General features: G+C 30.6%; 36 protein-coding genes. 11 read left to right on the forward strand and 25 right to left on the reverse strand.

Annotated features, from left to right (window positions below):
- Positions 1 to 83 precede the first annotated feature (83 nt).
- The 4 genes from AC6EIZ_RS02105 to AC6EIZ_RS02120 form a co-directional block, all read right to left on the reverse strand.
- On the reverse strand, positions 84 to 1,301 hold the full coding sequence (locus AC6EIZ_RS02105) for a fatty acid desaturase (protein ID WP_498511971.1): 1,218 nt from the start codon (positions 1,299 to 1,301) through the stop codon (positions 84 to 86).
- Between the two features lie 192 nt (positions 1,302 to 1,493).
- Entirely contained in the window at positions 1,494 to 1,670 is a 177-nt protein-coding gene (locus tag AC6EIZ_RS02110; protein WP_498511972.1) for a hypothetical protein, read from the reverse strand.
- Positions 1,671 to 1,786: 116 nt separating this feature from the next.
- The gene (locus AC6EIZ_RS02115; RefSeq protein ID WP_498511974.1) at positions 1,787 to 2,479 is read right to left on the reverse strand and encodes a Type 1 glutamine amidotransferase-like domain-containing protein; all 693 of its coding nucleotides are present in this window, start codon (positions 2,477 to 2,479) and stop codon (positions 1,787 to 1,789) included.
- 107 nt (positions 2,480 to 2,586) lie between these two features.
- The gene (locus AC6EIZ_RS02120; RefSeq protein WP_498511975.1) at positions 2,587 to 3,306 is read right to left on the reverse strand and encodes an SDR family NAD(P)-dependent oxidoreductase; all 720 of its coding nucleotides are present in this window, start codon (positions 3,304 to 3,306) and stop codon (positions 2,587 to 2,589) included.
- A 309-nt stretch (positions 3,307 to 3,615) separates the two neighbouring features.
- On the opposite strand from AC6EIZ_RS02120, the gene AC6EIZ_RS02125 reads away from it, so the two are divergent.
- Positions 3,616 to 4,365, forward strand: coding sequence for an MBL fold metallo-hydrolase (locus tag AC6EIZ_RS02125; protein WP_498511976.1), 750 nt, complete (start codon positions 3,616 to 3,618; stop codon positions 4,363 to 4,365).
- Here the strand turns inward: AC6EIZ_RS02125 and AC6EIZ_RS02130 are convergent, their stop codons facing one another.
- From AC6EIZ_RS02130 to AC6EIZ_RS02140, 3 genes are all read right to left on the reverse strand, one after another.
- The gene (locus AC6EIZ_RS02130) at positions 4,366 to 4,551 is read right to left on the reverse strand and encodes a hypothetical protein (protein ID WP_498511977.1); all 186 of its coding nucleotides are present in this window, start codon (positions 4,549 to 4,551) and stop codon (positions 4,366 to 4,368) included.
- Positions 4,552 to 4,611: 60 nt separating this feature from the next.
- A complete protein-coding gene (locus AC6EIZ_RS02135) occupies positions 4,612 to 4,944 on the reverse strand; it encodes a hypothetical protein (RefSeq protein WP_498511979.1) in 333 nt (110 codons plus the stop codon).
- A 324-nt stretch (positions 4,945 to 5,268) separates the two neighbouring features.
- Positions 5,269 to 5,484 (reverse strand): Nif11-like leader peptide family natural product precursor, encoded by a 216-nt coding sequence (locus tag AC6EIZ_RS02140; RefSeq protein WP_498511981.1) that lies wholly within the window; start codon positions 5,482 to 5,484, stop codon positions 5,269 to 5,271.
- A 156-nt stretch (positions 5,485 to 5,640) separates the two neighbouring features.
- Between AC6EIZ_RS02140 and AC6EIZ_RS02145 the strand changes: the two genes are divergently transcribed.
- Positions 5,641 to 5,877 carry a hypothetical protein gene (locus AC6EIZ_RS02145; RefSeq protein WP_498511983.1) on the forward strand — a complete coding sequence of 79 codons (237 nt, stop codon included), beginning with the start codon at positions 5,641 to 5,643 and terminating at the stop codon, positions 5,875 to 5,877.
- A 51-nt stretch (positions 5,878 to 5,928) separates the two neighbouring features.
- On the opposite strand, the gene AC6EIZ_RS02150 is transcribed toward AC6EIZ_RS02145, so the two are convergent.
- Positions 5,929 to 6,063 (reverse strand): hypothetical protein, encoded by a 135-nt coding sequence (locus AC6EIZ_RS02150; RefSeq protein ID WP_498511984.1) that lies wholly within the window; start codon positions 6,061 to 6,063, stop codon positions 5,929 to 5,931.
- Between the two features lie 148 nt (positions 6,064 to 6,211).
- On the opposite strand from AC6EIZ_RS02150, the gene AC6EIZ_RS02155 reads away from it, so the two are divergent.
- On the forward strand, positions 6,212 to 6,397 hold the full coding sequence (locus AC6EIZ_RS02155) for a translation initiation factor IF-2 N-terminal domain-containing protein (RefSeq protein WP_498511985.1): 186 nt from the start codon (positions 6,212 to 6,214) through the stop codon (positions 6,395 to 6,397).
- A 129-nt stretch (positions 6,398 to 6,526) separates the two neighbouring features.
- Here AC6EIZ_RS02155 and AC6EIZ_RS02160 read toward each other — a convergent pair whose 3' ends face one another.
- A complete protein-coding gene (locus AC6EIZ_RS02160; protein WP_498511987.1) occupies positions 6,527 to 6,748 on the reverse strand; it encodes a hypothetical protein in 222 nt (73 codons plus the stop codon).
- Positions 6,749 to 6,899: 151 nt separating this feature from the next.
- Here AC6EIZ_RS02160 and AC6EIZ_RS02165 point away from each other — a divergent pair, with 151 nt between their 5' ends.
- The 4 genes from AC6EIZ_RS02165 to AC6EIZ_RS02180 all read left to right on the forward strand — a co-directional run bounded on the left by AC6EIZ_RS02165 (position 6,900) and on the right by AC6EIZ_RS02180 (position 9,410).
- The gene (locus tag AC6EIZ_RS02165) at positions 6,900 to 7,940 is read left to right on the forward strand and encodes a potassium channel family protein (RefSeq protein WP_498511989.1); all 1,041 of its coding nucleotides are present in this window, start codon (positions 6,900 to 6,902) and stop codon (positions 7,938 to 7,940) included.
- Positions 7,941 to 8,038: 98 nt separating this feature from the next.
- Positions 8,039 to 8,290: a hypothetical protein gene (locus AC6EIZ_RS02170; protein ID WP_498511991.1), complete on the forward strand. Its 252-nt coding sequence runs from the start codon at positions 8,039 to 8,041 to the stop codon at positions 8,288 to 8,290.
- A 269-nt stretch (positions 8,291 to 8,559) separates the two neighbouring features.
- Positions 8,560 to 8,802, forward strand: a complete 243-nt coding sequence (locus AC6EIZ_RS02175) for a DUF8620 family protein (protein WP_498511993.1) — start codon at positions 8,560 to 8,562, stop codon at positions 8,800 to 8,802.
- 254 nt (positions 8,803 to 9,056) lie between these two features.
- A complete protein-coding gene (locus AC6EIZ_RS02180; RefSeq protein WP_498511994.1) occupies positions 9,057 to 9,410 on the forward strand; it encodes a DUF7326 family protein in 354 nt (117 codons plus the stop codon).
- A 35-nt stretch (positions 9,411 to 9,445) separates the two neighbouring features.
- Here AC6EIZ_RS02180 and AC6EIZ_RS02185 read toward each other — a convergent pair whose 3' ends face one another.
- The 3 genes from AC6EIZ_RS02185 to AC6EIZ_RS02195 form a co-directional block, all read right to left on the reverse strand.
- A complete protein-coding gene (locus tag AC6EIZ_RS02185) occupies positions 9,446 to 10,006 on the reverse strand; it encodes a GIY-YIG nuclease family protein (RefSeq protein ID WP_498511996.1) in 561 nt (186 codons plus the stop codon).
- Positions 10,007 to 10,044: 38 nt separating this feature from the next.
- On the reverse strand, positions 10,045 to 11,337 hold the full coding sequence (locus AC6EIZ_RS02190) for a DUF2130 domain-containing protein (protein WP_498511998.1): 1,293 nt from the start codon (positions 11,335 to 11,337) through the stop codon (positions 10,045 to 10,047).
- Positions 11,338 to 11,470: 133 nt separating this feature from the next.
- Complete coding sequence (locus AC6EIZ_RS02195) at positions 11,471 to 11,704, reverse strand: hypothetical protein (protein WP_498512000.1); 234 nt, start codon at positions 11,702 to 11,704, stop codon at positions 11,471 to 11,473.
- 232 nt (positions 11,705 to 11,936) lie between these two features.
- Here AC6EIZ_RS02195 and AC6EIZ_RS02200 point away from each other — a divergent pair, with 232 nt between their 5' ends.
- Both AC6EIZ_RS02200 and AC6EIZ_RS02205 read left to right on the forward strand, forming a co-directional pair.
- A complete protein-coding gene (locus AC6EIZ_RS02200) occupies positions 11,937 to 12,104 on the forward strand; it encodes a hypothetical protein (protein WP_498512002.1) in 168 nt (55 codons plus the stop codon).
- Between the two features lie 292 nt (positions 12,105 to 12,396).
- On the forward strand, positions 12,397 to 12,798 hold the full coding sequence (locus AC6EIZ_RS02205) for a DCC1-like thiol-disulfide oxidoreductase family protein (RefSeq protein WP_498512004.1): 402 nt from the start codon (positions 12,397 to 12,399) through the stop codon (positions 12,796 to 12,798).
- A gap of 529 nt (positions 12,799 to 13,327) precedes the next feature.
- On the opposite strand, the gene AC6EIZ_RS02210 is transcribed toward AC6EIZ_RS02205, so the two are convergent.
- The 5 genes from AC6EIZ_RS02210 to AC6EIZ_RS02230 form a co-directional block, all read right to left on the reverse strand.
- A complete protein-coding gene (locus AC6EIZ_RS02210) occupies positions 13,328 to 13,543 on the reverse strand; it encodes a hypothetical protein (RefSeq protein WP_498512006.1) in 216 nt (71 codons plus the stop codon).
- Between the two features lie 542 nt (positions 13,544 to 14,085).
- Positions 14,086 to 14,442: an AbrB family transcriptional regulator gene (locus AC6EIZ_RS02215; protein ID WP_011293945.1), complete on the reverse strand. Its 357-nt coding sequence runs from the start codon at positions 14,440 to 14,442 to the stop codon at positions 14,086 to 14,088.
- A gap of 639 nt (positions 14,443 to 15,081) precedes the next feature.
- The gene (locus AC6EIZ_RS02220; RefSeq protein WP_498512008.1) at positions 15,082 to 15,327 is read right to left on the reverse strand and encodes a hypothetical protein; all 246 of its coding nucleotides are present in this window, start codon (positions 15,325 to 15,327) and stop codon (positions 15,082 to 15,084) included.
- 175 nt (positions 15,328 to 15,502) lie between these two features.
- Positions 15,503 to 15,751: a hypothetical protein gene (locus AC6EIZ_RS02225; protein WP_498512009.1), complete on the reverse strand. Its 249-nt coding sequence runs from the start codon at positions 15,749 to 15,751 to the stop codon at positions 15,503 to 15,505.
- A gap of 57 nt (positions 15,752 to 15,808) precedes the next feature.
- Complete coding sequence (locus tag AC6EIZ_RS02230; RefSeq protein ID WP_498512011.1) at positions 15,809 to 16,411, reverse strand: NAD-dependent DNA ligase; 603 nt, start codon at positions 16,409 to 16,411, stop codon at positions 15,809 to 15,811.
- A gap of 395 nt (positions 16,412 to 16,806) precedes the next feature.
- Between AC6EIZ_RS02230 and AC6EIZ_RS02235 the strand changes: the two genes are divergently transcribed.
- Both AC6EIZ_RS02235 and AC6EIZ_RS02240 read left to right on the forward strand, forming a co-directional pair.
- Positions 16,807 to 17,058, forward strand: coding sequence for a hypothetical protein (locus AC6EIZ_RS02235; protein ID WP_498512013.1), 252 nt, complete (start codon positions 16,807 to 16,809; stop codon positions 17,056 to 17,058).
- Positions 17,059 to 17,125: 67 nt separating this feature from the next.
- Positions 17,126 to 17,380, forward strand: coding sequence for a hypothetical protein (locus AC6EIZ_RS02240; protein WP_498512015.1), 255 nt, complete (start codon positions 17,126 to 17,128; stop codon positions 17,378 to 17,380).
- Positions 17,381 to 18,357: 977 nt separating this feature from the next.
- Here the strand turns inward: AC6EIZ_RS02240 and AC6EIZ_RS02245 are convergent.
- The 8 genes from AC6EIZ_RS02245 to AC6EIZ_RS02280 form a co-directional block, all read right to left on the reverse strand.
- Positions 18,358 to 18,477 (reverse strand): high light inducible protein, encoded by a 120-nt coding sequence (locus tag AC6EIZ_RS02245; protein ID WP_498512017.1) that lies wholly within the window; start codon positions 18,475 to 18,477, stop codon positions 18,358 to 18,360.
- On the reverse strand, positions 18,477 to 18,623 hold the full coding sequence (locus AC6EIZ_RS02250; protein WP_498512019.1) for a high light inducible protein: 147 nt from the start codon (positions 18,621 to 18,623) through the stop codon (positions 18,477 to 18,479). Before AC6EIZ_RS02250 ends, AC6EIZ_RS02245 begins: the two co-directional genes overlap by 1 nt.
- Complete coding sequence (locus AC6EIZ_RS02255) at positions 18,623 to 18,769, reverse strand: high light inducible protein (RefSeq protein WP_498512020.1); 147 nt, start codon at positions 18,767 to 18,769, stop codon at positions 18,623 to 18,625. Before AC6EIZ_RS02255 ends, AC6EIZ_RS02250 begins: the two co-directional genes overlap by 1 nt.
- On the reverse strand, positions 18,769 to 18,888 hold the full coding sequence (locus AC6EIZ_RS02260) for a high light inducible protein (protein WP_011294968.1): 120 nt from the start codon (positions 18,886 to 18,888) through the stop codon (positions 18,769 to 18,771). The genes AC6EIZ_RS02255 and AC6EIZ_RS02260 overlap by 1 nt, the downstream gene beginning before the upstream one ends.
- Positions 18,889 to 18,907: 19 nt before the next feature.
- Positions 18,908 to 19,015: a high light inducible protein gene (locus tag AC6EIZ_RS02265; protein ID WP_011125327.1), complete on the reverse strand. Its 108-nt coding sequence runs from the start codon at positions 19,013 to 19,015 to the stop codon at positions 18,908 to 18,910.
- Positions 19,016 to 19,268: 253 nt separating this feature from the next.
- Entirely contained in the window at positions 19,269 to 19,541 is a 273-nt protein-coding gene (locus tag AC6EIZ_RS02270; protein WP_498512022.1) for a small RNA NsiR4-regulated ssr1528 family protein, read from the reverse strand.
- 88 nt (positions 19,542 to 19,629) lie between these two features.
- A complete protein-coding gene (locus AC6EIZ_RS02275; RefSeq protein WP_498512024.1) occupies positions 19,630 to 20,262 on the reverse strand; it encodes a DUF938 domain-containing protein in 633 nt (210 codons plus the stop codon).
- Complete coding sequence (locus AC6EIZ_RS02280; protein ID WP_498512025.1) at positions 20,250 to 20,525, reverse strand: hypothetical protein; 276 nt, start codon at positions 20,523 to 20,525, stop codon at positions 20,250 to 20,252. The genes AC6EIZ_RS02275 and AC6EIZ_RS02280 overlap by 13 nt, the downstream gene beginning before the upstream one ends.
- Positions 20,526 to 20,565 lie beyond the last annotated feature (40 nt).

The raw sequence follows: 20,565 nt of genomic DNA on the forward strand, positions 1-20,565 counted from the left end.
AATTATTTATCTTTTAATCTAAATAGCTAAAATAACTAGAACAAATCACTTAAATGTAATATTTAAAATGTTTATAATGATTATTAAGATTTAGATAAGTTGGGTTGTTTCCAAACATATCTATCAATATTATAATCTTTCTTTACTGCCACGCAATTTGTAGCTATATGCCAAAGAGACTTATGAATTGGAGTGGGATTGTATAAATATACTTTTGGAAATTTATTTTTTAATATTCTTGTAGCTAGTTTTGCATGATAGTGAGGAATTGTTGGTTCAATATGATGAATAGCGTGCGTAGAGCCTATTGAGTGATGAAGAAAATCTAATATTCTTCCATAGGGTCTATCGATAGATAAGAATGCACCTCTCATGTAGGAAAATTGACTGGCACCGAGATGGGGCACATCAGTATCAGTATGGTGGAGCCATGTATAAATCACTAGCCAAATGTTAACAACTATTAGAGGTCCTAAATAGAGACTAATCATTGAATTTAGTCCAAAAATCAAGGACCAAAAAGACAATAAAAGCAACATAAAACCAATTCCCCAATCAGATATCCATACCTTTCTTGCCCATACGGATGGCCATAGTTTTTTCGAAAAGGGGGCTTTTGGCCAAAAATGATTACTGGTCCCATAGCGAGGTCCACCTGTTTTACCAAGAAGTAAATATGCCGGCCATCCAAGAATCAAGTGAAGGAATAGTTGATTAAAGCCATAAATAAACTTTCCAAAAAATAATGATGACTCCATTTCATTTTCCCCTCCTTGTTTCTCAGATTTACCATCCCCCGAGATCACAACAGGAACATGAGTCTCTCCATCAGTTATGTGATTGGTAAAGGCATGATGTACTGAATGTGACCTTTGCCATGAAAAGTATGGAACTAGTAAAAAAGAATGAAGACAATATCCAACTATTGTTTCTAATTTCCGATTATCAGAAAATGCACCATGTCCACATTCATGAGCTAAAACCCATAGCCCCATTGACGTTGTACCAGAGACTAATGCATATAATATCCAAACTGGAATCATCTCTTTAGTTAGAGGAATAGAGAGACCTAGCAAAACAACCAAGATCTGAATTACTACTGTCCTAGAAAGATAAAAAAGAGATTTATTGGTCTGACGAGTAAAACAGTGCTTGGGTATTGCTTGTCTAACTTCTTTTCTAGAGGGGATATCATCCAGTGAAATTTCTAATGCTTTCCCATTTAAACCAGATGGTAAAAAAGTCTTATTATTATTTTCGTTATTGACTGTCTCGAAATTAGTAAGTAAGCTTTTTTTCAATTTTTATAACATGATTATGGTTCATATACGACGTTACTATTCAAGAGTGCTATGAGGCTATAGGAATTTTTATTTTTCACAAAAGATAGTTCCTTAATATACATAAAATCTAATTAAAACCAATTTATTTTCGTTGAAAATCAACGGTAAAAGGACCTGAAAAATTCATAACAAATGCTAATGTGTATAAATTTATTTATTTCTACTTTCTGGATACTCAACAGAACCATCGGCCTTCCTAACGGGCTTTGAATATAGAACTCTTAATAAACCCTTGGTATCCATGTTAGGACTTGTTATAAAAAAGCTAATAAGGAAAAAACCACCAAAGATAATTAATATAATTACTAGGGGTAAACTTAGACCCATCTCTGAAAATGACAATAAAAATAAAGACATTCTAGTTAGTAATAAATAATTGTAATTTTTTTAATATAAATAGATTTCATAAATAAAGAAACAAATGTAAATTATTGATAATTAATCTATAGTTGAATATTATCAAAAGGATTCTCTACTACATCATTATTATCGATAAAAACATTATATGTATTTTTACTTTTCTCAAAACTTACATTTTTAAATGGTTTACCGTCAATAAAGTGAATTGCTGAACCACCTTCTATAGAAATGCAATTAGTTATTTTTTCTTCAAGTAATATTTTTTTTACATAAGGAATACGAGAAGGTTCCTCATCATAATGAGGACAACAAGTCCCGCTAATGAAATCTAAACAAGGTAAGATCTTTAATTCATTTTTCCATGAGTCTGTAATACCACTTGTAAACCAACAAATTGCGCCTGCACTTACACCACTCATTACAACGCCTTCATTGTAAGCATTATGAAGTAATTCACACATCCCCCATTCATTCCAAATTGCAAGCATGCTTTTCGTATTTCCACCGCCAACGAACACAACATCTTGCTCCATAATGTGTTTTTTTATATCTGGAGTTCTTTTAAAAAATTCAATATGGCTTGGCTTACAATTTAAGTTGGAAAATATTGAGTAGAACCTAACTATATATGTATCATTGTCTCCAGTTGCTGTGGGTAGGAAACAAATTTTTGGACTAGTCTTTCCTGAAAGATTAAGTATATATTTTTCGATTAGATTAGATGAATTATTTCTACCAAAGCCACCACCACCAATTGCAACAATATGCTTTTTCAAGAACTTAATTTAAAACTCAAAATATGGTACATCCAAAAACATTCATAAAGTAGTTTATTAAATCAAATCGTATAAATAAAATAATTATAACTGATAAAACATAAGGTTTACCAAGCGATAACACTTTTATCCCAGGCTAAAAACTTACCAGAATCAGATGGTTGTTGTTCAGAAATAATTCTAATCATATATTCTGTTGATTGAGCAGGAGTAAAAAGTTTACCTTTAGGAACAGCTGATAGGAAAGGTTTGGATAATTTCGTATCACAAGTACCTGGATGCAAAATAGATACGATTGAGAATGGAAATTTTCGACGCCATTCAATACTAAGAGTTTTTAAAAATTGATTTTGAGCAGCTTTAGAAGCTCTATAGGAATACCAACCACCCAGCCTATTATCTCCAATGCTACCAACTCTTGCGCTTAAACTAGCAAATGAAAAGGGAAGTTCTGGTCTAATAAACTGCTCTATACTTTTAGCAATGAGAATTGGAGCAATAGAATTAATCGAAAAATTTTTAATGATGTTAGAGCGATTTATATGTGAAAGTCTTTTTTCAGGTTTAACAAGATTTGAGTGAAGAAAGCCACTTGTATTGATTACTAGACGAAGCGGCTTAATAAAAAGGGCAATTTTTTTTTCAAAAGCAGAAATTGAAAGGTCATCCTCCAAATCTAAATAAATATCATTTTTATCAAATACATTTCTACCACAGACAATTACTTCTAAATTGGGTGATACAGTCTTCAAATATTCAGAAATAGATTTACCAATATCTCCGGCACCAATAATAAGTGCTACTCCTTCCCAATCTCGAATTTTCATGATATTAAAAGATATAATTAAATACTAGATAAATATTTTCTGAATCGAGGGTTGCGAAAATATGACGTATTACAATATTAATTATCTAACATAATAGTTGGATGTATATAATGATTAAAAGTATTGATACTATGGAAAATGATTGGTTGTATGAATTTCAAAAATATATGAAAAACTTTGCACTTGTAATATTATTGATTTTAATAATAATAATAATAATAATAATATATTGATATAAAAAAAGATAAATCAACACATTCTAATAATCCACCATTTTAAATAACGATAGTTATATTGAAAGCAAAAACAATGGCTATAAAAGCGACTTACTATGGAGCAAATGGCTGGCTTGTTGATTTGGGTCAAACAAGAATTTTGATTGATCCTTGGTTGAATGGTGATTTGACCTTCCCACCTGGAGACTGGCTAATAAAAGGGAAATTGGACAAAGAAAGCGACGTTCCTAGCGATATAGATATTTTGTTACTTACTCAAGGCCAACCGGATCATGCACATCCTCCAACACTAGAAAAAATTGATAAAAGTATCTCAGTTGTTGCATCACAAGCAGCGAGCAAAGTTGTAAGGCAAATAGGTTTTAACAAAATACATACACTCAAGCCTGGAGAAACTTTTAAAAGTAAGAACATAAATATTCAAGCCACATCAGGTGCATCAGTCCCAAATATTGAAAATGGCTACATTATCGATTCGGCATTAGATTCAATTTATATCGAGCCACATGGTTTTCTAGACAAGAATATCAAAGCTAGAAATATAGATTTATTAATAACACCAGTAGTAGATTTTTCATTACCTCTCGCAGGTAAATTTATTAAAGGTAAAACTGTACTTCCTCAATTATTAAAGTTATTTAATCCAACAACAATTTTGGCAAGTACAACAGGAGGGGATATTACATTTACAGGTATTATAAATAATATAATCAAAGTAGATGGCTCATCTGAAGATATCAATTTGGTCAAGGATAATAGTACTTGTTTTATAAATCCTAAACCATTTAAAGAATACAAATTAAAAAGTCGAGATATGGCTTAGTTAACTATCATTTGTTTTTTCTTCTTGCGTAATATAAAATTGAGATACCTCGTTTAACATTTTAATCACAACATCGTTCCCACACTTTGCTCTTTCTTGAAGTCTCATACACGCCTCTTTGATATTTACAAAAGCATCTTCTCTCATCTCAGAGAGTTGTTCGTCAGTATGCTTTGCTTTACTCATTGAAACTAATATAATTATTATTATATTAGTATAAAGCAATGATAATAAATCGAAATTAATCTAAGTATTAATTAAATCTGATAAAGACTGAAATTGCTTACGATATTTTATTAGGGATTTTAAATCTGGAAAACCTTCTGTTGTTAATTTTGACAAGAAAAGTTTATCAAATCCTAGTATTTGCTTGGTAGAGCCATTCTCATCGTTAGGCATAAATAAAGGCTTTGTCTTGTCAAGTAGCCTCTGATATAAATCTAGATCAGTCTGGTTATCAAAAAGAGAACCATCTTCTGCTGTAAATGATTTTTTATTAATACTTTTAAACAAAAATATTACAAGAAATACTATTGCAATCAAAATAAAAATAGCAATAGCTATTAATGTGATATCCATAAATATGGTAATAATTAGCTTACATCCTAGTTGAAAGTCATAAGATATGGGAAAATATAGTGCTAAAATGAGTATCAACACTTAATATTATTAAGAAGCAATATCTTATTGATGTGTAAATCACATATTAGTTAAAAAGCTATATAATTGAAAGGAATAAAAATATTATAAAATGAAATCTATTATTGTAATAGTTATTATAATTATTTCTACAATAAGCTTTTTCAATTATTTAATCTACAGACGAAAAAGAGATGCTTATCTTAAAGCGGCTATGAAGTGGGATGGAATAGTTAGAGAGCTCAGTAAAAGAAAATAGACCATTTAATTATATTCTCCTGGAACATCATTTTTTTGTACTGTAACTCTTCCAACTTTTTTCCCTGAAAATCGTAGTAATTCATCTCCTGAAAATTCATAACCTCTCCGTAAGGCAATAAGTGCAACGTCATCCGCTGTTGATGAAGCAAGTACTTGATCTTTTAATGATTCATCATGTTGCATTTCCTTTAAAAATCTTCTTAATTGATCTAAAGACATTTAAGAAATGAAATTGAAAAACATATTTTACACTTTATATTATAAAAGACCTAATTATTTAAATATGAATAAATTAATAATAAAGGATAAAAATTTTAAAATTAAATAGGTTAAAGTTCTATCATAAATGTATAATTAATTTTCTATTAAAATAAAATGAAAAAAATCCTAATTATTGCTGTCGTTATGATTTCTTTTGCCAGATCAGTTTATGCATATCCTGACAGGCAAATGAAAGACTGTGTTTCTAGCGCTCTAAGCAATCCATCAACTAAGTCGATTTCAAAAGCTTCAATAACTAATTATTGCGATTGTGCTCTGAAAGCAATTATTGATGAAAATAAAGATATTAGAGAATCAGGCTACGAGTGTGCACAAAAAAACTTTAATTAATTCACAATAAATACAAAATAATGATAGAAATCAAATTAGTATTTAATTATTCTAATAAAAATTGGCATCAGACTTACCCCAATCATTAGGCAATGCCAAAACCCAATCATCAATAGAACTTCCCAACCACTCCTTATATTCTTGAAATATACACCTTCTCACATTTACATCTGAGGCAGATTCCATTCGCAGAACCGCGTTCGATACAACCTTGCGAAGTGTCAACTTCAAATCATTATCATCATTCATTTAATGAATTTCAACTCTAGTATTCAACACATAGCAATAAAATAAAAAAATAAACACGTAGGTCTTTATAAGATCATCTATCTAAATGGTTTTTAATGTGGCAAGATTAAGAGTAAAGGAACTTGCAGAAGTCCTTGGTGTTGATTCGCCAGAGATAATTGCTGCATGCACACTTCTAAAAATACCTGCTTCATCAGCTCTATCGTCATTATCAATAGAACAGAGCAAAAAAATTATTGATTATATTCAAAAAACAATTACAAAGGAATAAATTTATGAGAAATAATTATTTAAACGATTATGACTTATCAAATTTATAAAGCTAATTTCTCATTTTTAACAAAAAAGATGCACAGGCGAAGAATATAAAAGAAGATGAGCAAGGAATATAATAATATTTTTACAAATCATTAGCTTCTCTAAATAAAGCATCTTGATAATCTGAATCTTTTTTTAAATTTTCCATTTTAATTGGATCAAAATGATCAATTAGAGATTTGCCAAACTCAAAAATTTCGAAATCAGATAAACCTTGATCGCGTAAACCTGCAAGAATTGCTGATATATCTTGGAAAGCATCCTTACATAGTTCTTTTTTGTCTTCAGAAGTAGGAGTTTGCATATTTAATAATTACTAACATACTTAATTCAATCATACTATAAGTAATGATTGAATGAGATGACTATATAATGGAAAGACTTATATCTATAAAAAAGAAAATTATTTAATTCACTCTTCTCTATACTATAAGTATTGGGAAAATTGAACTAAATTGAATCTGATAAAAACAAATAAATTCAAAGGCTATTTAAAAGTCTGGACAGCTCCAATTTCATTACTCATATTCTTATTTTTATTCGGTTCCTTGGGATACCGAATTACTGAAGGTTGGGACTGGGGAGATTGTTTGTGGATGGTATTGATAACCATTACAACAATAGGTTTTGGTGAAGTTGAAGTTTTGAGCTCAGCCGGACGGATAGTAACTTTCTTAATTATCGGAGGAGGATTATTCGTCGTTCAATTAACTCTTCAAAGATTTATACAATTGTCTGAATTAGGATATTTCCTAAAATTAGAGGAACTCAGATTAAGGAGATTAATTAGAAGAATGAAAAATCATGTGATTATATGTGGCTACGGTCGTACAGGGAAAGAAATTGCTGATCAATTAAAGACTGAAAAAATATCTACCCTAATAATAGAAATAGACTCTTCAAGAAAAACCGAAGCAGAGGAGAAAGGGTTAAACGTACTATTGGCAGATGCAACAATGGACGAAACATTATTAGTAGCTGGAGTTAAAAATTGTCGCAGTTTAGTGGTGACACTTCCAAGTGACGCTGCAAATTTATATGTTGTTCTTAGTGCTAAAGCACTTAATAAAACTTGTAGATTAATCGCAAGGGCAGCGAACGAAGAAGCTGCTAATAAATTAAAACTAGCAGGAGCCGATGCAGTAGTTAGTCCATATGTTGCGGCAGGAAGGACTATGGCCTCCTCTGCACTAAGGCCTATAGCTGTAGATTTTATAGATTTACTTGCAGGTTCTGATTGCGAAATAGAAGAATTCAAGCTCACAGAAAATGTAAATAAAATTGAAATTTTCAATAGTAAAACCGAAAACATTTTTGACCTGTCGAAAAAAGGTGGGGCATTACTTTTAGCCACAAAAATCTCGGGTCAATTAATTGGTAATCCAAAACATGACTTAATCATCTTTCCTGGTATGATTTTGATATATCTTGGAAGTCAAGAGCAATTAAACCGAATTAGAGGTCATTTGAAAGAAGTGTTAGTAAATACTACATAGTTAATCAGCTCAAAAACTCCAACGAGGGTTAACACTACAAGCAAAAATTAACGCATTAAAAAAAAAGTGATTAGAAATAAAGAAGTTACTTTCAATAGATGCAACTACAAACTAAAAAAGTATTATCAAGCAAATCAAAGGTTATTGTCGATGAATCAAAAATTAATGAGAGCTTATTTTCAAAAGACTACGTTGATTTCTTGAGCGAGGCTGGTTGGAGATTAGAAAAAAAACTACCATCAAATAGAAATAATTATTCAGACCTGCTAGAAGACACCGAATGGAAATCAAATGATGCTGATTTCAGATGCTCAAAACATTACAGAAGAGATCTTGATGCATTGAGTTAATAGTTTTAGTATAAGGATATAGTTAAAATCTATTTATAGATCTCATCAAGAGATACATAAATATTCTAATAAAAAAGATGATGTCTAAAAATCAACAATGGAAGCTTTGGTTTTTTGTATTTTGTCTTAACGTATTAGCCATTGGAGGAGCGCTCTACCTTAAATCAATTGGGATTGATCTATACGCTTTTAGAGGTAGTTCATAATTTAAGGTTTATGTCATTGAAAAAATTTACAACAAACATTACTCTTGTAAGTAAAGAAAAAAAATGAGTGAAAGTAAATGGAAAAAAAGGTTAGATGATTTATTAATTTACAATCTTTATATATTAATATTAGGTTCTGTATTTCTTGGTATTAGTTTTATATTAAGTGTTAATGGAAACTCAAATATATATAATTTTTTCCAAAAACTCTGGTACCCTTTATTTATTCCCTCACTAAGTCTATTTTTTACAGCTATTTTGATTGAAGCTATTTTTAGTAAGCTTATAAATCAAAATGATAAATAAAATCATCTATGGTAATCTTTCACCGTATAAAGACAATTAATAGTTTTTAAAATTAGTTGTTATATAATTAAAATAAGATACAATAGTCATGAGTTTTAAAGAATCAATGATTAACAAACTGGTTGGGTGCTATCATAAAACAGTAATCGCTAGTAATAAAAAGGAAGCAATAAACAATGAGCAAAGATACAATCCTAAATCAAAGATCCTAGAAGCGATATGGGTCTACAAATAGTATCGAATAATAATAAAAAATGGACGAACTCACATATAAGGATCTAAGCGAAACCGAATTAGACACTCTTAAAGATATGTATATATCTAGTCGAGTTAATAGTATGAGTGAAAGTGAACTAAGAAAGTTTGTAAAGGAAATTATAATCGATCAAATCAAAGGAACTGTAGGTAATGCCGAAGAGAAAGAAGCATGGGAAGAAATAAAAGATCATTTCTCAGATGAGATAACTAAGAAGATTCTTGAAGTAAAAGAAAAATGCAATAAAAACTCAAAAGTAAAAGAGAAAAGTCAAGAAGAGATTGAATTTGATAGAAGACTTGGTCTTCTAAAGCAACAACAAGAGGATCAATCAAGTAATGACATGTGGTAAAAAATTATAGAATTGCCTCAACAAATAATCTTTTACTAACTTTTAAAATATTTTATTATAAAGAAAATAGAGGATACCTTAAAGAAGATTGAAAATATAATAAAAATAATTGACCTTGATAGTCGATATTTTAGCTCATTTATGTAGCTTAAATATTTCCTTGAATGATAGAATAATGAAATAAAAGCGGTAACTATTGAAACTTTCTCCATCCATAGAAGAGACTTTAGAATTACAATATTAATATTATTAATGTTTAAAGCTAATAATATTAATATAAGAATAAATATTAATATTATAAATACTAACGATTTGATAAAAATTGATAGAATTATACTCATAGGATAATCAAGTTTGGATATTCTCTCTTTTATCTCATTTAGATGATAATCTTTTAATCGAAAATACTCCGTTTGTGGGATTCTAAACTTTCTATACCGATTATGTAACTCTCTTTCTAACTTTAAGAAATCTTTAGTGTACAATTTAGCAACAACATCATCAGGCTTAAGTTGCCGCATTCTATTCTCAAAATTTTTTGTTATCCCAATCTTATATAAGTCTCTATTTCTTATTAAATAAAGCCAACCATTCATATTAACTAAATTTAATCTTATAAAGATTAATGAGTTTATTATGCAGCCTCATTTTTTCTTATCGAGTTGAACTTTTCTCTCATAGTAGGATTATTTCTAGTCAATCTTTTAACCGTTACCTCTTGCGCTTTATCATTAGCCAACCTTAAATTTCTATCAGCACCAAGTAATGCGTCCTTCGTTTTTTGTAGGTGATTTATGGATTTATCAATCTCCATAATTGCTGTTTCAAAACGTTTTGAGGCTAGCGCATAGTTTTTACCAAAAGAATCCTTAAATAGTTCAAGGCTATTCTCAAAATTGGTGATATCTATATTCTGCTCTTTAATAGTTGCTAGTTCTGATTTATATTCAAGGGCCTTAATAGAGGCATTCCTTAGTAATGAAATTATTGGTATAAAGCACTGTGGGCGTACAACATACATTTTTGGATACCGATATGAAAAGTCAACAATACCAGAATTAAACAGATCATTATCAGATTCCAAGAGAGAAACTAAAACAGCATATTCACAATTTTTTGCTATTCGATCTTTATTTAGCTCTTTAAGAAAATCTTCATTCTTCTTCTTGCTAGAGGTGCTATCACATTCGTTTTTCATCTCAAACATAATAGATACGATTTCGTTACCTTCTCTATCATTATCACGGAAAATATAATCACCTTTACTACCAAAACTAGCATCATTATCTTTTTCAAAATAAGCATTGGGAAAAGCTGTTGACCTTAGACGATTAAATTCATTTTCGCAATGTAGCTCCAGCGACTCACCTACCATCTTTGTGGACAATTTAATTTTCATATCACGAAGTCTCTCAATTAAATCATCTCGTTCTTTTAACTGAATCTCATATCTCATTTTTATCGATCGTTCAGATAATTCTTTTTGAAGTTCAATTTTTTCTAAATTATTTTTGATCTGTTCATAGCCTTCTTTTAATTCAGTAACTGCATTAGAAACTGCAAGTTTCTTTTCATATTCATTCTTTTCTCTTGTTTTCTCTAATAGATATGAAAGCGAATCTCTCTCTTTATCAAAAGTATGCTTAATCTTATTTACTGCCATAGCTTTTTCAGCTTGAGCAGCAATCAATTGAGACTGAAGCCCTTGAATTTTTTTTTCATTTACAAATACGGATTCTTGCATTTGTAATCGAATGTTTTGAATAGCAAGATCTATGGATTTCTGTTTATCCTTTTCAAGAAGTTCAAGTCTTTGGCACATTTCATCCTCAAACTGCTGATCTCTAACCTGCTTAATGATATTTGAGTAATTATTTTCATCTATACTGATCTTGCTTCCACATTCAGGGCATTTAATTTGATTCATATCAAATATAAAAAGAAAATGACTATCCTCTCTTTTTATCTGTTTTGACTTCGACAAGCAAGAATTTTGTTAAACCTAAAACTATATAGAAATAAAATTACAGGTCAATAACAAGTATTTAATGGAATTAAAATTATTTTTTTGATGTTGGGTAAATTCCAGACAAATCACTTTTATTTGACTTAATAGCAGAAGCTTTCCATTGATGCCATTTTTTGTTTTTTGAATAGTCCTCCTCTTCCCAAATCTGATTTTGAAATATCAATATCCCACAAAGGATAAAAAAGATAAGCACACCGAGGAAGAGATGCCAATCAAGTATTATTGAAGCATTTGAATAACGAACGTAGGCTACAATTCTCAACATAATATGTCCTATTAATTAATGCACCTTAAATAAAGTTGCTTACAAATACTAAAGAATTTTCAGAACAAGTGCTATTACCAACTCCAACTGATTAAAAGGATAATTGTAAATGACTAATTATTTAGTTACAAAGATGGGTAAAGATTGATCTTCTACGAGCAATAATTTTTACTACATGATATATATGTATATACATACTAAAATATAATTGTAGAGTTATGAATACAAAAAAATGTCATTACTAAACTTTGCTCTTGCACACTCAGAGCTAGGTATAAGTCACTTCACAACAGATTTAATTCTTGTTCTTTCATTCGCAGTAGTAACAGCACTTCCAATGTCTTTATTACGACCACAGATTCAAGAAGATAATGTAAAGAGCAACGTTTTCAAGAGCTGAGACTAGAAAAAATCGCAAAATTTAATATGAACAGATTATCAACTAATGGCAAAGGTTAATTAAATTAATATATTTATATACTGAGGTAAACCAAAACCTGCAAACGAATTAGCCTATTTAGTATTAAAAAATGCTTATTAGAATTAGTAGAGAATAAATAGAAACAGATTTCTTCAAAAATACCATATAAAAAATTGATAAATGATGATTTTTTAAAGTACTCTTATTTTTATCTTATTTACACACGTTTGCAGGCAAATTCTTTGTACACTAATTCAGTCAATAAATGATCATGACAGACAAAAACTTATTTATATATGATGGTGAATGCCCATTCTGCAATCACTTTGCACAATTAATTGAATTAAAAAGCAGTCTTCCTGATTTCCAAATATTAGATGGAAGAAAAAATCTAGCTCTACTATCTCAACTCTATAATCAAGGATATGATTTGAATAAAGGAGCAATTCTCATCAGGAATGAAAATATCATTCATGGTGCGGAAGCAATTAATTGGATTTGTTCAGAAATCAAACAGCCAAGCGACACACTTTTAGAAGTCCTCAGGATTATCTTCATATCTAACAAAAGGACTAATTTTTTATTCCCAATCCTTTTATGGGGTAGAAGATTATCATTAACTTTAAAAGGCAAGGTATGGCAACCCGTTAGCGAAAATAGTAAATTTTATTGATTTTATCTTGTAAACGATTTTTATTATTATAAATATCACAAAATATATATAACTTTAGTGATTAGATATGAATACTATATCTAACAAAGTATTCAATTTTAAACCAGTAACTAATACGACATGTTAAAAGTAAATAGTATTGATCACTGTAATCTATCATCAGCATCAATAATTACTAATAATTCATTCTTACCTTTGCCATGAGATCCTGTAAAAGAACTGGATAAATATCCGTACAGTAAGGCCTGTTTTAGATTCCATTTGTAACATCAGTTGAGGAGAAGATAGATCAAATCCATAGGATGAGTTTAAATATGTAAAATAAGATTTTAATATCAAAGCTAAATATGCTTATAGAAATATTTGGGAATAGCAATTCATTACTAGTTATTCTTTTGGTTGCTTTATCAATATATTTTGGAATCCAAGCTAAAACAAAAAATATAAAATGATGCTTAGATATTATAATTATTAGGAAAGAAGCTGATCAACAAGTAACGTTCCACTAAAAAAATAATTAAAAATTAACTTATTCGAATAGATGCTTTTTAACTTCCTCGAGACTTTTGCCCCTCTCTAGCTCAATACTTGACATGGGCATCCAACTCCAATCCATAAACAGAGTAAGCATTACAGCAACAAAAACAGACAATGGGAAAACAAGCTCAATAAAAAAATGACGAACCATGTAAACCATTAAGTCCGATCTATTAGTAACAATTTCTTCATACAGAGGATCAAACAAAAAATTTAAGATATATACATGGATTCAAGGATAACGAAATTAGATATAAGAATGTGAATATAAATAATTACAGGCAAGATAAAAAAGAGTTTATACCTGCTCATATAAAGGCGCTATTGGCCAAAAAGAGAATGCTGGACAAGGGTTTATCTTAATTGTATGCGATCATGAAAAATAAAGAGGCAAGATTTTGTCAAGAATAAAGTCAACAAAAGCATAAAGGATCATACTTATAATTCACATGAAAAAGAATCATCAAAACAGAAAAATAAGATAATTCAAACAGGTATATGTAATTGGTTTTTGAGGGAAAGAAAACCCAATAACAAGAAAGCCAGAAAAAAGAGACCTATAAAAAGGAATAATCCATTAAAGGAAAAACAAAAAAAGCTATGAAAAAGAGAAGAAAGATCTCTCTAGGAAAATAAAATATAAATGAATAATCAGAGAAAGTTAACTTGGAAAATTTACCATATAAAAAGGCCGAGAGGCGGATACGCTTCTCGGCTTAATCTAAATCTTTTAATTCTGTTTTTAGGGGATTAACCTTCTCCTTCAGGAACCAAACGGAAGCCCTTACGTCCCATCTTAATCTCAAAATTATCACCAGGTTTGAGATCTAAAAGAGCTGTATAGGCCTTTCCTATCAATAGGTTTCCATTTCCCTGAACGGTAGCAACATAACTAAGCTTCCTTCCACCTTTACCAATACCACCAGCACTTTCTGCTGCTAGGTTTACACCTTTAGCCTCTAAAAGTGCTTCATAAAAAGCAGTATAGTTAAGACGTTCTCCGCCTCCTTTCTTGGTGGAAACATATCCACAAGCTTTAACAAGATCAGATTTTGAGACATCTCCCAAATCTTTGACCTTGGCTAACAAATCCTTACCAGTAAGCATGATAAATAAATGGTTGTACTTATAATACTAACTTATAATTAACAAACTTACAATATTTACATTAGTCCCAGACATTAAAGCTAAAAGTTATGGGAACGAGGGCATCAAGATTAAACTCAGAAATTCAAGGTTATATGGAAAATTGTTCATGCTTATTGGCATTGATTTATAGGAAAGATTCTTTTTGGCAAGCTTTAAAATGAATGATTCGAAAAATCTTTTACCTATTAGAGATCGCTCAATCGCCAGCAATAGCAAGATAATTTTATAAAATAAGAGAAAATCTATACATGCTTATAGACTGCTACGAGAGAATTGAACAGTTCATACAATCAAACCGATCAATATATAAAGCTTAACTTTTGAGCATTTGTTAAGGCATGAATCTGAATAAAATTACTTATTACAACAAAAAATGAATCTCTCTAAAATTCCTCTGATTTGTATTGAATCTATATTCATCCATTACATTTGCTTGTTTAATTGGAACTCTATTAAATTCCTAGTATCAACAAGAAATAATTACTTTGAAGCTTTCCTTGAGATTTATTATTCTTCTTAAATGAGACTAAGAACTATAGATCCTAATATCTTAAAAATTGCGGGAAATAAAATCTTCAAAAAATAAATGCCGCCACTTTATTGGCTATTCGGCTTAAATTTGGGTTCAAATACAGCTCCATTACATATCATCACTGATAAAACTTCTTTGCTCTCATCATTCATTTTTTTAACAGCTCCGACTTGACTCAATGTCTCCGATGTTTTTTTTAAGCATCTATTCAAGCTTGAGGCTTGCTTGGAGATAGGGAATAATTGAATAGACAGTGCTGTAAAACCTAAAACAAGAAGTCCTAAATTAATTCTTGAGTAAAAATCATTCATTTTTGGGATAAAAAAATATCAATAAGAACTATTCAAACAGATTAGGGAAAAGGGCTTCTTACTATCTCCTAATAAAAAGTAATATCTCGGTATAGGCATCAAGAATAAAATAAATAGATTAGCCCTATTCAGAATTGCAGATAGTGTAGAAAAAAATAAATAAGGGAATTTAATATCATTCCGACCACTTACCAATTGCAAATTCAAGAAAACGATCAACATCATCATCAGGACAGCCTGTCTTTCTTTTTAATTCCTTGCATGCATCAGTGATTTTTTTAAAGCAATCTTGAACATAAACATTAGCCTCTACTGCTTCAAACATTTGCTTATCAGTAAAAGTCATATAAAGAAGAGAAGAAATTAAATAAAGAATATTTTCATCTAACTTTTTTTGCAATCTTAATAAGGATAACTGAATCAAAACTAGAAATAATCAACAAGTAGATATCAATGCAACATCAGAATACTTATCAATCAGTTATCTAGTTAAAGCAAAAGCCCAATTAGGATAATAAGGGCTAGTACCCAAAATATTCTTGGTCAAAGAGGAATTGCATTTAGCGACGATTCCATTAGTAGGAAGATTAGAAAACAATTCATTATTGATCCATTGAGAATGCCATTTTTGAACTTGCTGAGGATCATCGGTTCTCAAAGTTATAGGGACCTCAAATCCCCAGTTTTGAAGTTGGGTCAAATCTGACAATTCATCACTGTTTGAGCAAAAAATATGGAATGCATTAAATAAAATTGAGGTATTATCATCAATTCTTGAGAATGAATTTGATAGCAATTGCTCTATTGAAATCTTAGAAGTAGAAGAAGGTGAATACAATACCCCCTCCAACTCAACTTCAACTTTTAAAGTGTCGTCAATACTCAAAGGAATAGCATTGATATTTCTAATATTTTCAATAATCTCACTATCCTCTCGAGAATATGCATCTACTAATTGACCATATTTATATCTAAGACCTATTGCACATCCATCGATTTTCGGTTGCACAACCATGGTTGACCCCTCTGGTAACTTTGCCCACCAGCTTGAAAAACAATCTTTATCGAGTCCAAGTAATCTCATATATATATCAATAGGAAAATGTCGAGCCAAGTCGCTTCATTAACTTGTTTTCTTAAGGAATCAAAAAAATATAAAAAGACGACAGGCCAGATCACATGAGAAATACAAAAAAGGTAAGCATCTAATCAACACAAATTATCCAATTTATAAATATTGTCCTGAGAATAGATAAAGTCATAGCACAAAATTCAAGAGAGTCCTTAGATTGATTACATACAATGGTTCAATAGAATGATTTTGAATAGATAGATATTTAATAAGTTTATAGATCTAAAAATGAATTAATTAAATTGAATAAAATTATCATCAAATAAAAATCAATTTAAAAAACACAGTATTTATTCTCATGTCTATTGAGTTTTTATGCCATAAGTTAAAAAAACACATCCTATCAAATGAGTATATCTGAGAAATATCCGGAAAATATTCCATGGGATTTAAATGTCGATCAAAGTAAAAACAAATCAATTCAATGGATGCTCTCAAAAGCAGACATCGTTTATACATTCACTAGGAGTCGTATAAACGCTAATTATGTATACATCCAAAAAAATGATGGAAAAAGAAAGGCCTATAAAGAATATGAAGCTAGATTTACTTACCAAAGATTATTTGACGAGGGGTATTCACTAGCTGCCTTTTCCTGATTAAACAATTAATTCTTGACGTTGAAGAGCATAAGTGTAGTCTAAAAGAAATAGTTATTTTTAATAGATGCCAAGGGTAAAAAGGGAGAAGTATCCAGAGAAGGCTCCATGGGATTTAGGACCATTATCTGAGCATAAAAATCAAGAATGTTGGAGGCTAGTAAGAGGTTCTGAGATTGTCATATTTGCTAGAAAAGGTGAAGACAATCACTATTTCATCATGCAAAGAGACGATAAAGAGCCGATTGAGATCCTCGCATTTCAAGCAAGACTTACATATCAACAACTTTTAGATAAAGGTTTTAAACTTGAAGTCTCATAAATTTATCGTTAAAAAATACTAATTATTAAAAAAAAACCATAACTGAATTAGAAGAACTAGAAGAAATAGTTGGAAGTCTAGAAACAATTAAAACATTTGGTATAGAACCTGATTGTAGTTCGCTAGGTCAAGAGCCAGCAAAGGTATTAGGATTTCGAACAGAAGAAGAATTAGACAATGCTATTAGACTTCTGACAATGGATATCAAACAAAATCACTTTCTTTTGAGTGATTTTTAAACGATGTATAAATATGTAAAAAACGATATTAGAGTAATTTTTGATAGATAAAATCTTTAATCTATTTTAAAGCTGTTTTTCTTCTATAAGCTCTGTCTCAGATTCAACTACTGGGACTGACCAAATTGACCACATAATTAGAATAGTAACAGGACAAAATAATATACCTACAAAAGGTGAAAGGTACTTTAGCCAACTAGCCTTATTTTTCATATATATAACCCCGAAACATAGATAACTCCAATGCGCTAATATACACCTAATAATTTAACTCCTGCGAATATATAGGTTTATATAAAGCCCATGAAGAATATGATTGATTTTATGGTGACAAATACTACGTTAAAAATTTTTAATCTAATTTACCAAACAAGATAAACTTATAAAAGAAAGTAAATCAAAAAGGGGAAAGTAAAAGAACAATATAAATTTCCAATAACGATAAAATGCAAAAAAATTAGTGTTTTAAAATTTTGCTTTCTGGAGTTTGTCGAAACATTGCTTACACATAATCAAGCCTTTTCTTCGCCACAAAGTTTCAGCTGATTTTTTTTTGCATAGTTGACAATGAAAAGATTTTGTATTCATTATCAAATGTAGTAAATGATCAACCCCAGTCAGTGTCTTCTAATAGACATGAATAATCCGAACAATCAAAGAAAGTGTCTTCATTAAGAAGATCCTCGACTTCTGCACGAAGCCAATAACTTAAAGCCATTGTAATAATTAAGAAAGAAGTTAAACAAAACCTGGAATAATCCAGCCAGTAAATCCGTAATTAACTACAGCTGCAAGAAGACCCATCATCGCCAGACGGCCATTCATAATTTCAGCTGTCTTCCAGTAGTTGTTATCCATTAAACAAATCCCGGGATGATTTGACCAGTTGTAGCATAAGCTCCAATAAGAGCAATACAACCAAAAAGAGCAGCGTAGCCATTAAGTCTTTCTGCAGCTACCTTTTCAGGATCAATGTTTCTATTGATGTTGTTTTGAGTAGTCATTAAACGACACCAGGGATAATTTGACCTGTTGTTAGATATGCTCCGATAAGTGCCCAGCATCCAACAAATGCTGCGTAGCCATTGAGTCTTTCAGCAATTACCTTGCCTTCTTCTACTCTTGGAGTTTTAGCCGATTGTTTTTTCATTAAACAACACCTGGTATAAGTTGGCCTGTTGTTAGGTAGATACCTGTTAGTAGAACGAATGCCATCATGGCTGGTCTGCCGATGCTTCTCTCTAGAATTGTTTTGTTAGATGGTTGCATTGTTTTAGTAGTTACTTATTTAGAAAATTCCAGGAATAATTTGACCTGTTGTTGCGTATGCGCCGAAGGCTGCAACGAAGCCAAGCATTGCTGCCCAACCGTTAAACTTTTCTGCTTCTGGAGTCATGATGAGATCCGAGATGTGTATGTAAACAAATGTAAACCAATTATTAAACTACGTAAAGCCATAAAAGTACGGCTTGCCTCATTAATGCGGAATTCAGGTGCAACGGATAAAAAAACATTGTCGAGGCAGTCAATTTAGCTACACAAGTCAAGAGTCAAGCCAAAACAATTTTCTCTTTAAGGGGAATTGATTAAGAAGAAGTGTGACACTAGTGTCACTTATAATATTATGTTCAGTTATCAGTTATCAGTTATCAGTTATAAAAAAAGTCAATTTCTTTAGCTTTCAATCCATCCCAACCAGCCTTGATTAATAGTGTATTTAAAGTGTCTTGGTCAAAATGTTTGGATCCTGTTTTAACAATACGGTTTCGCATTGATTTCTTAACTCCACTTCTCTTACGTGCGTTTTCTTTATCCATGACATCCCTGTAGAGGTTTAGCATTTCTGATGGTATGGGACTTCCATCTAGATCTAATCCAGCTTGGATAGCTTTATCAATTGCATCTGGCCCAGAAAACTCCACAAGAAAAAAGCGTAGTAGATTTATTCTCCTATCGCATCTACCAAATTTCTAAAATTCTTAGTAGAAAGAAGAAAAGTTATGTGAAATTTTACTTTAAGCGATAAATAATTGAAAGATTATTGGCAGGCATATCAACGACTTTATCAAGTTTAAATCCATTTTCAAATGCAATAGCGTTAACTTTTTCTAAGTTACGAAGACCCCAATGTGGGTTTTGTAATTTTAGAGATTGATCAAAATTCAAGTTGCTTTCTGAGGTTTGTACACCTTTTCTTAAGAATGGTCCATAGATCATAAGAAAATTATTTTGATCTAAACAACTTTTTGATTCTTCAAGCAAAGCTTTTGTACAAGTCCATGGGGATACATGAAGCATGTTTATACATACAATTCCTTTAATCAGAGATCTAATATTTTTAGTTATTGGCCAAGGACGCATTTCGACATCAAGATCAAGAGGTTCAGGCATTTTTGAAAAAAGTCCATCATGCATAATCCATGAGTTAATACTTTTTCTATGTATTAATTCAGGATCACTAGTTTGCCAGATAATTGATGGGAATCTTTGTTGGAAGAAAACACCATGTTCTCCACTACCACTAGCTATTTCTAAAAACAAGCTATTAGGAGAAATATAATTACTCAATACTTCGGCAATGGAATCACGATTCCTTGTCGTAGCAGAGAAATTGAGTCGATTGTCTAGATTTATATTTTCCACGTTTTATCAATAGTTAATAGGACTATTGATTCAGAATTGTTTGGATATTTTTCCTTAGTAAATTCATTGATAACAAAAATAATCATTATTAGTAAGGGAGCTAGAAACGCAGATGCACAAATTACTCCAATAATTCTTCTTGAATTTAGTAATGGTTTTTTAATTAATGGGTCTCCGCACAAACCACAAATCAAAACTCCATCACTCCTCGTTTTATGAAATTGATAACGAGAAGAGCAAAAAGGGCAATAATATCGGCTCATTTCTGATCATACAAAAAAAAAAATTTTATCTACATTAAAT

The sequence above is a fragment of the Prochlorococcus sp. G4PB16 genome, assembly GCF_059772465.1.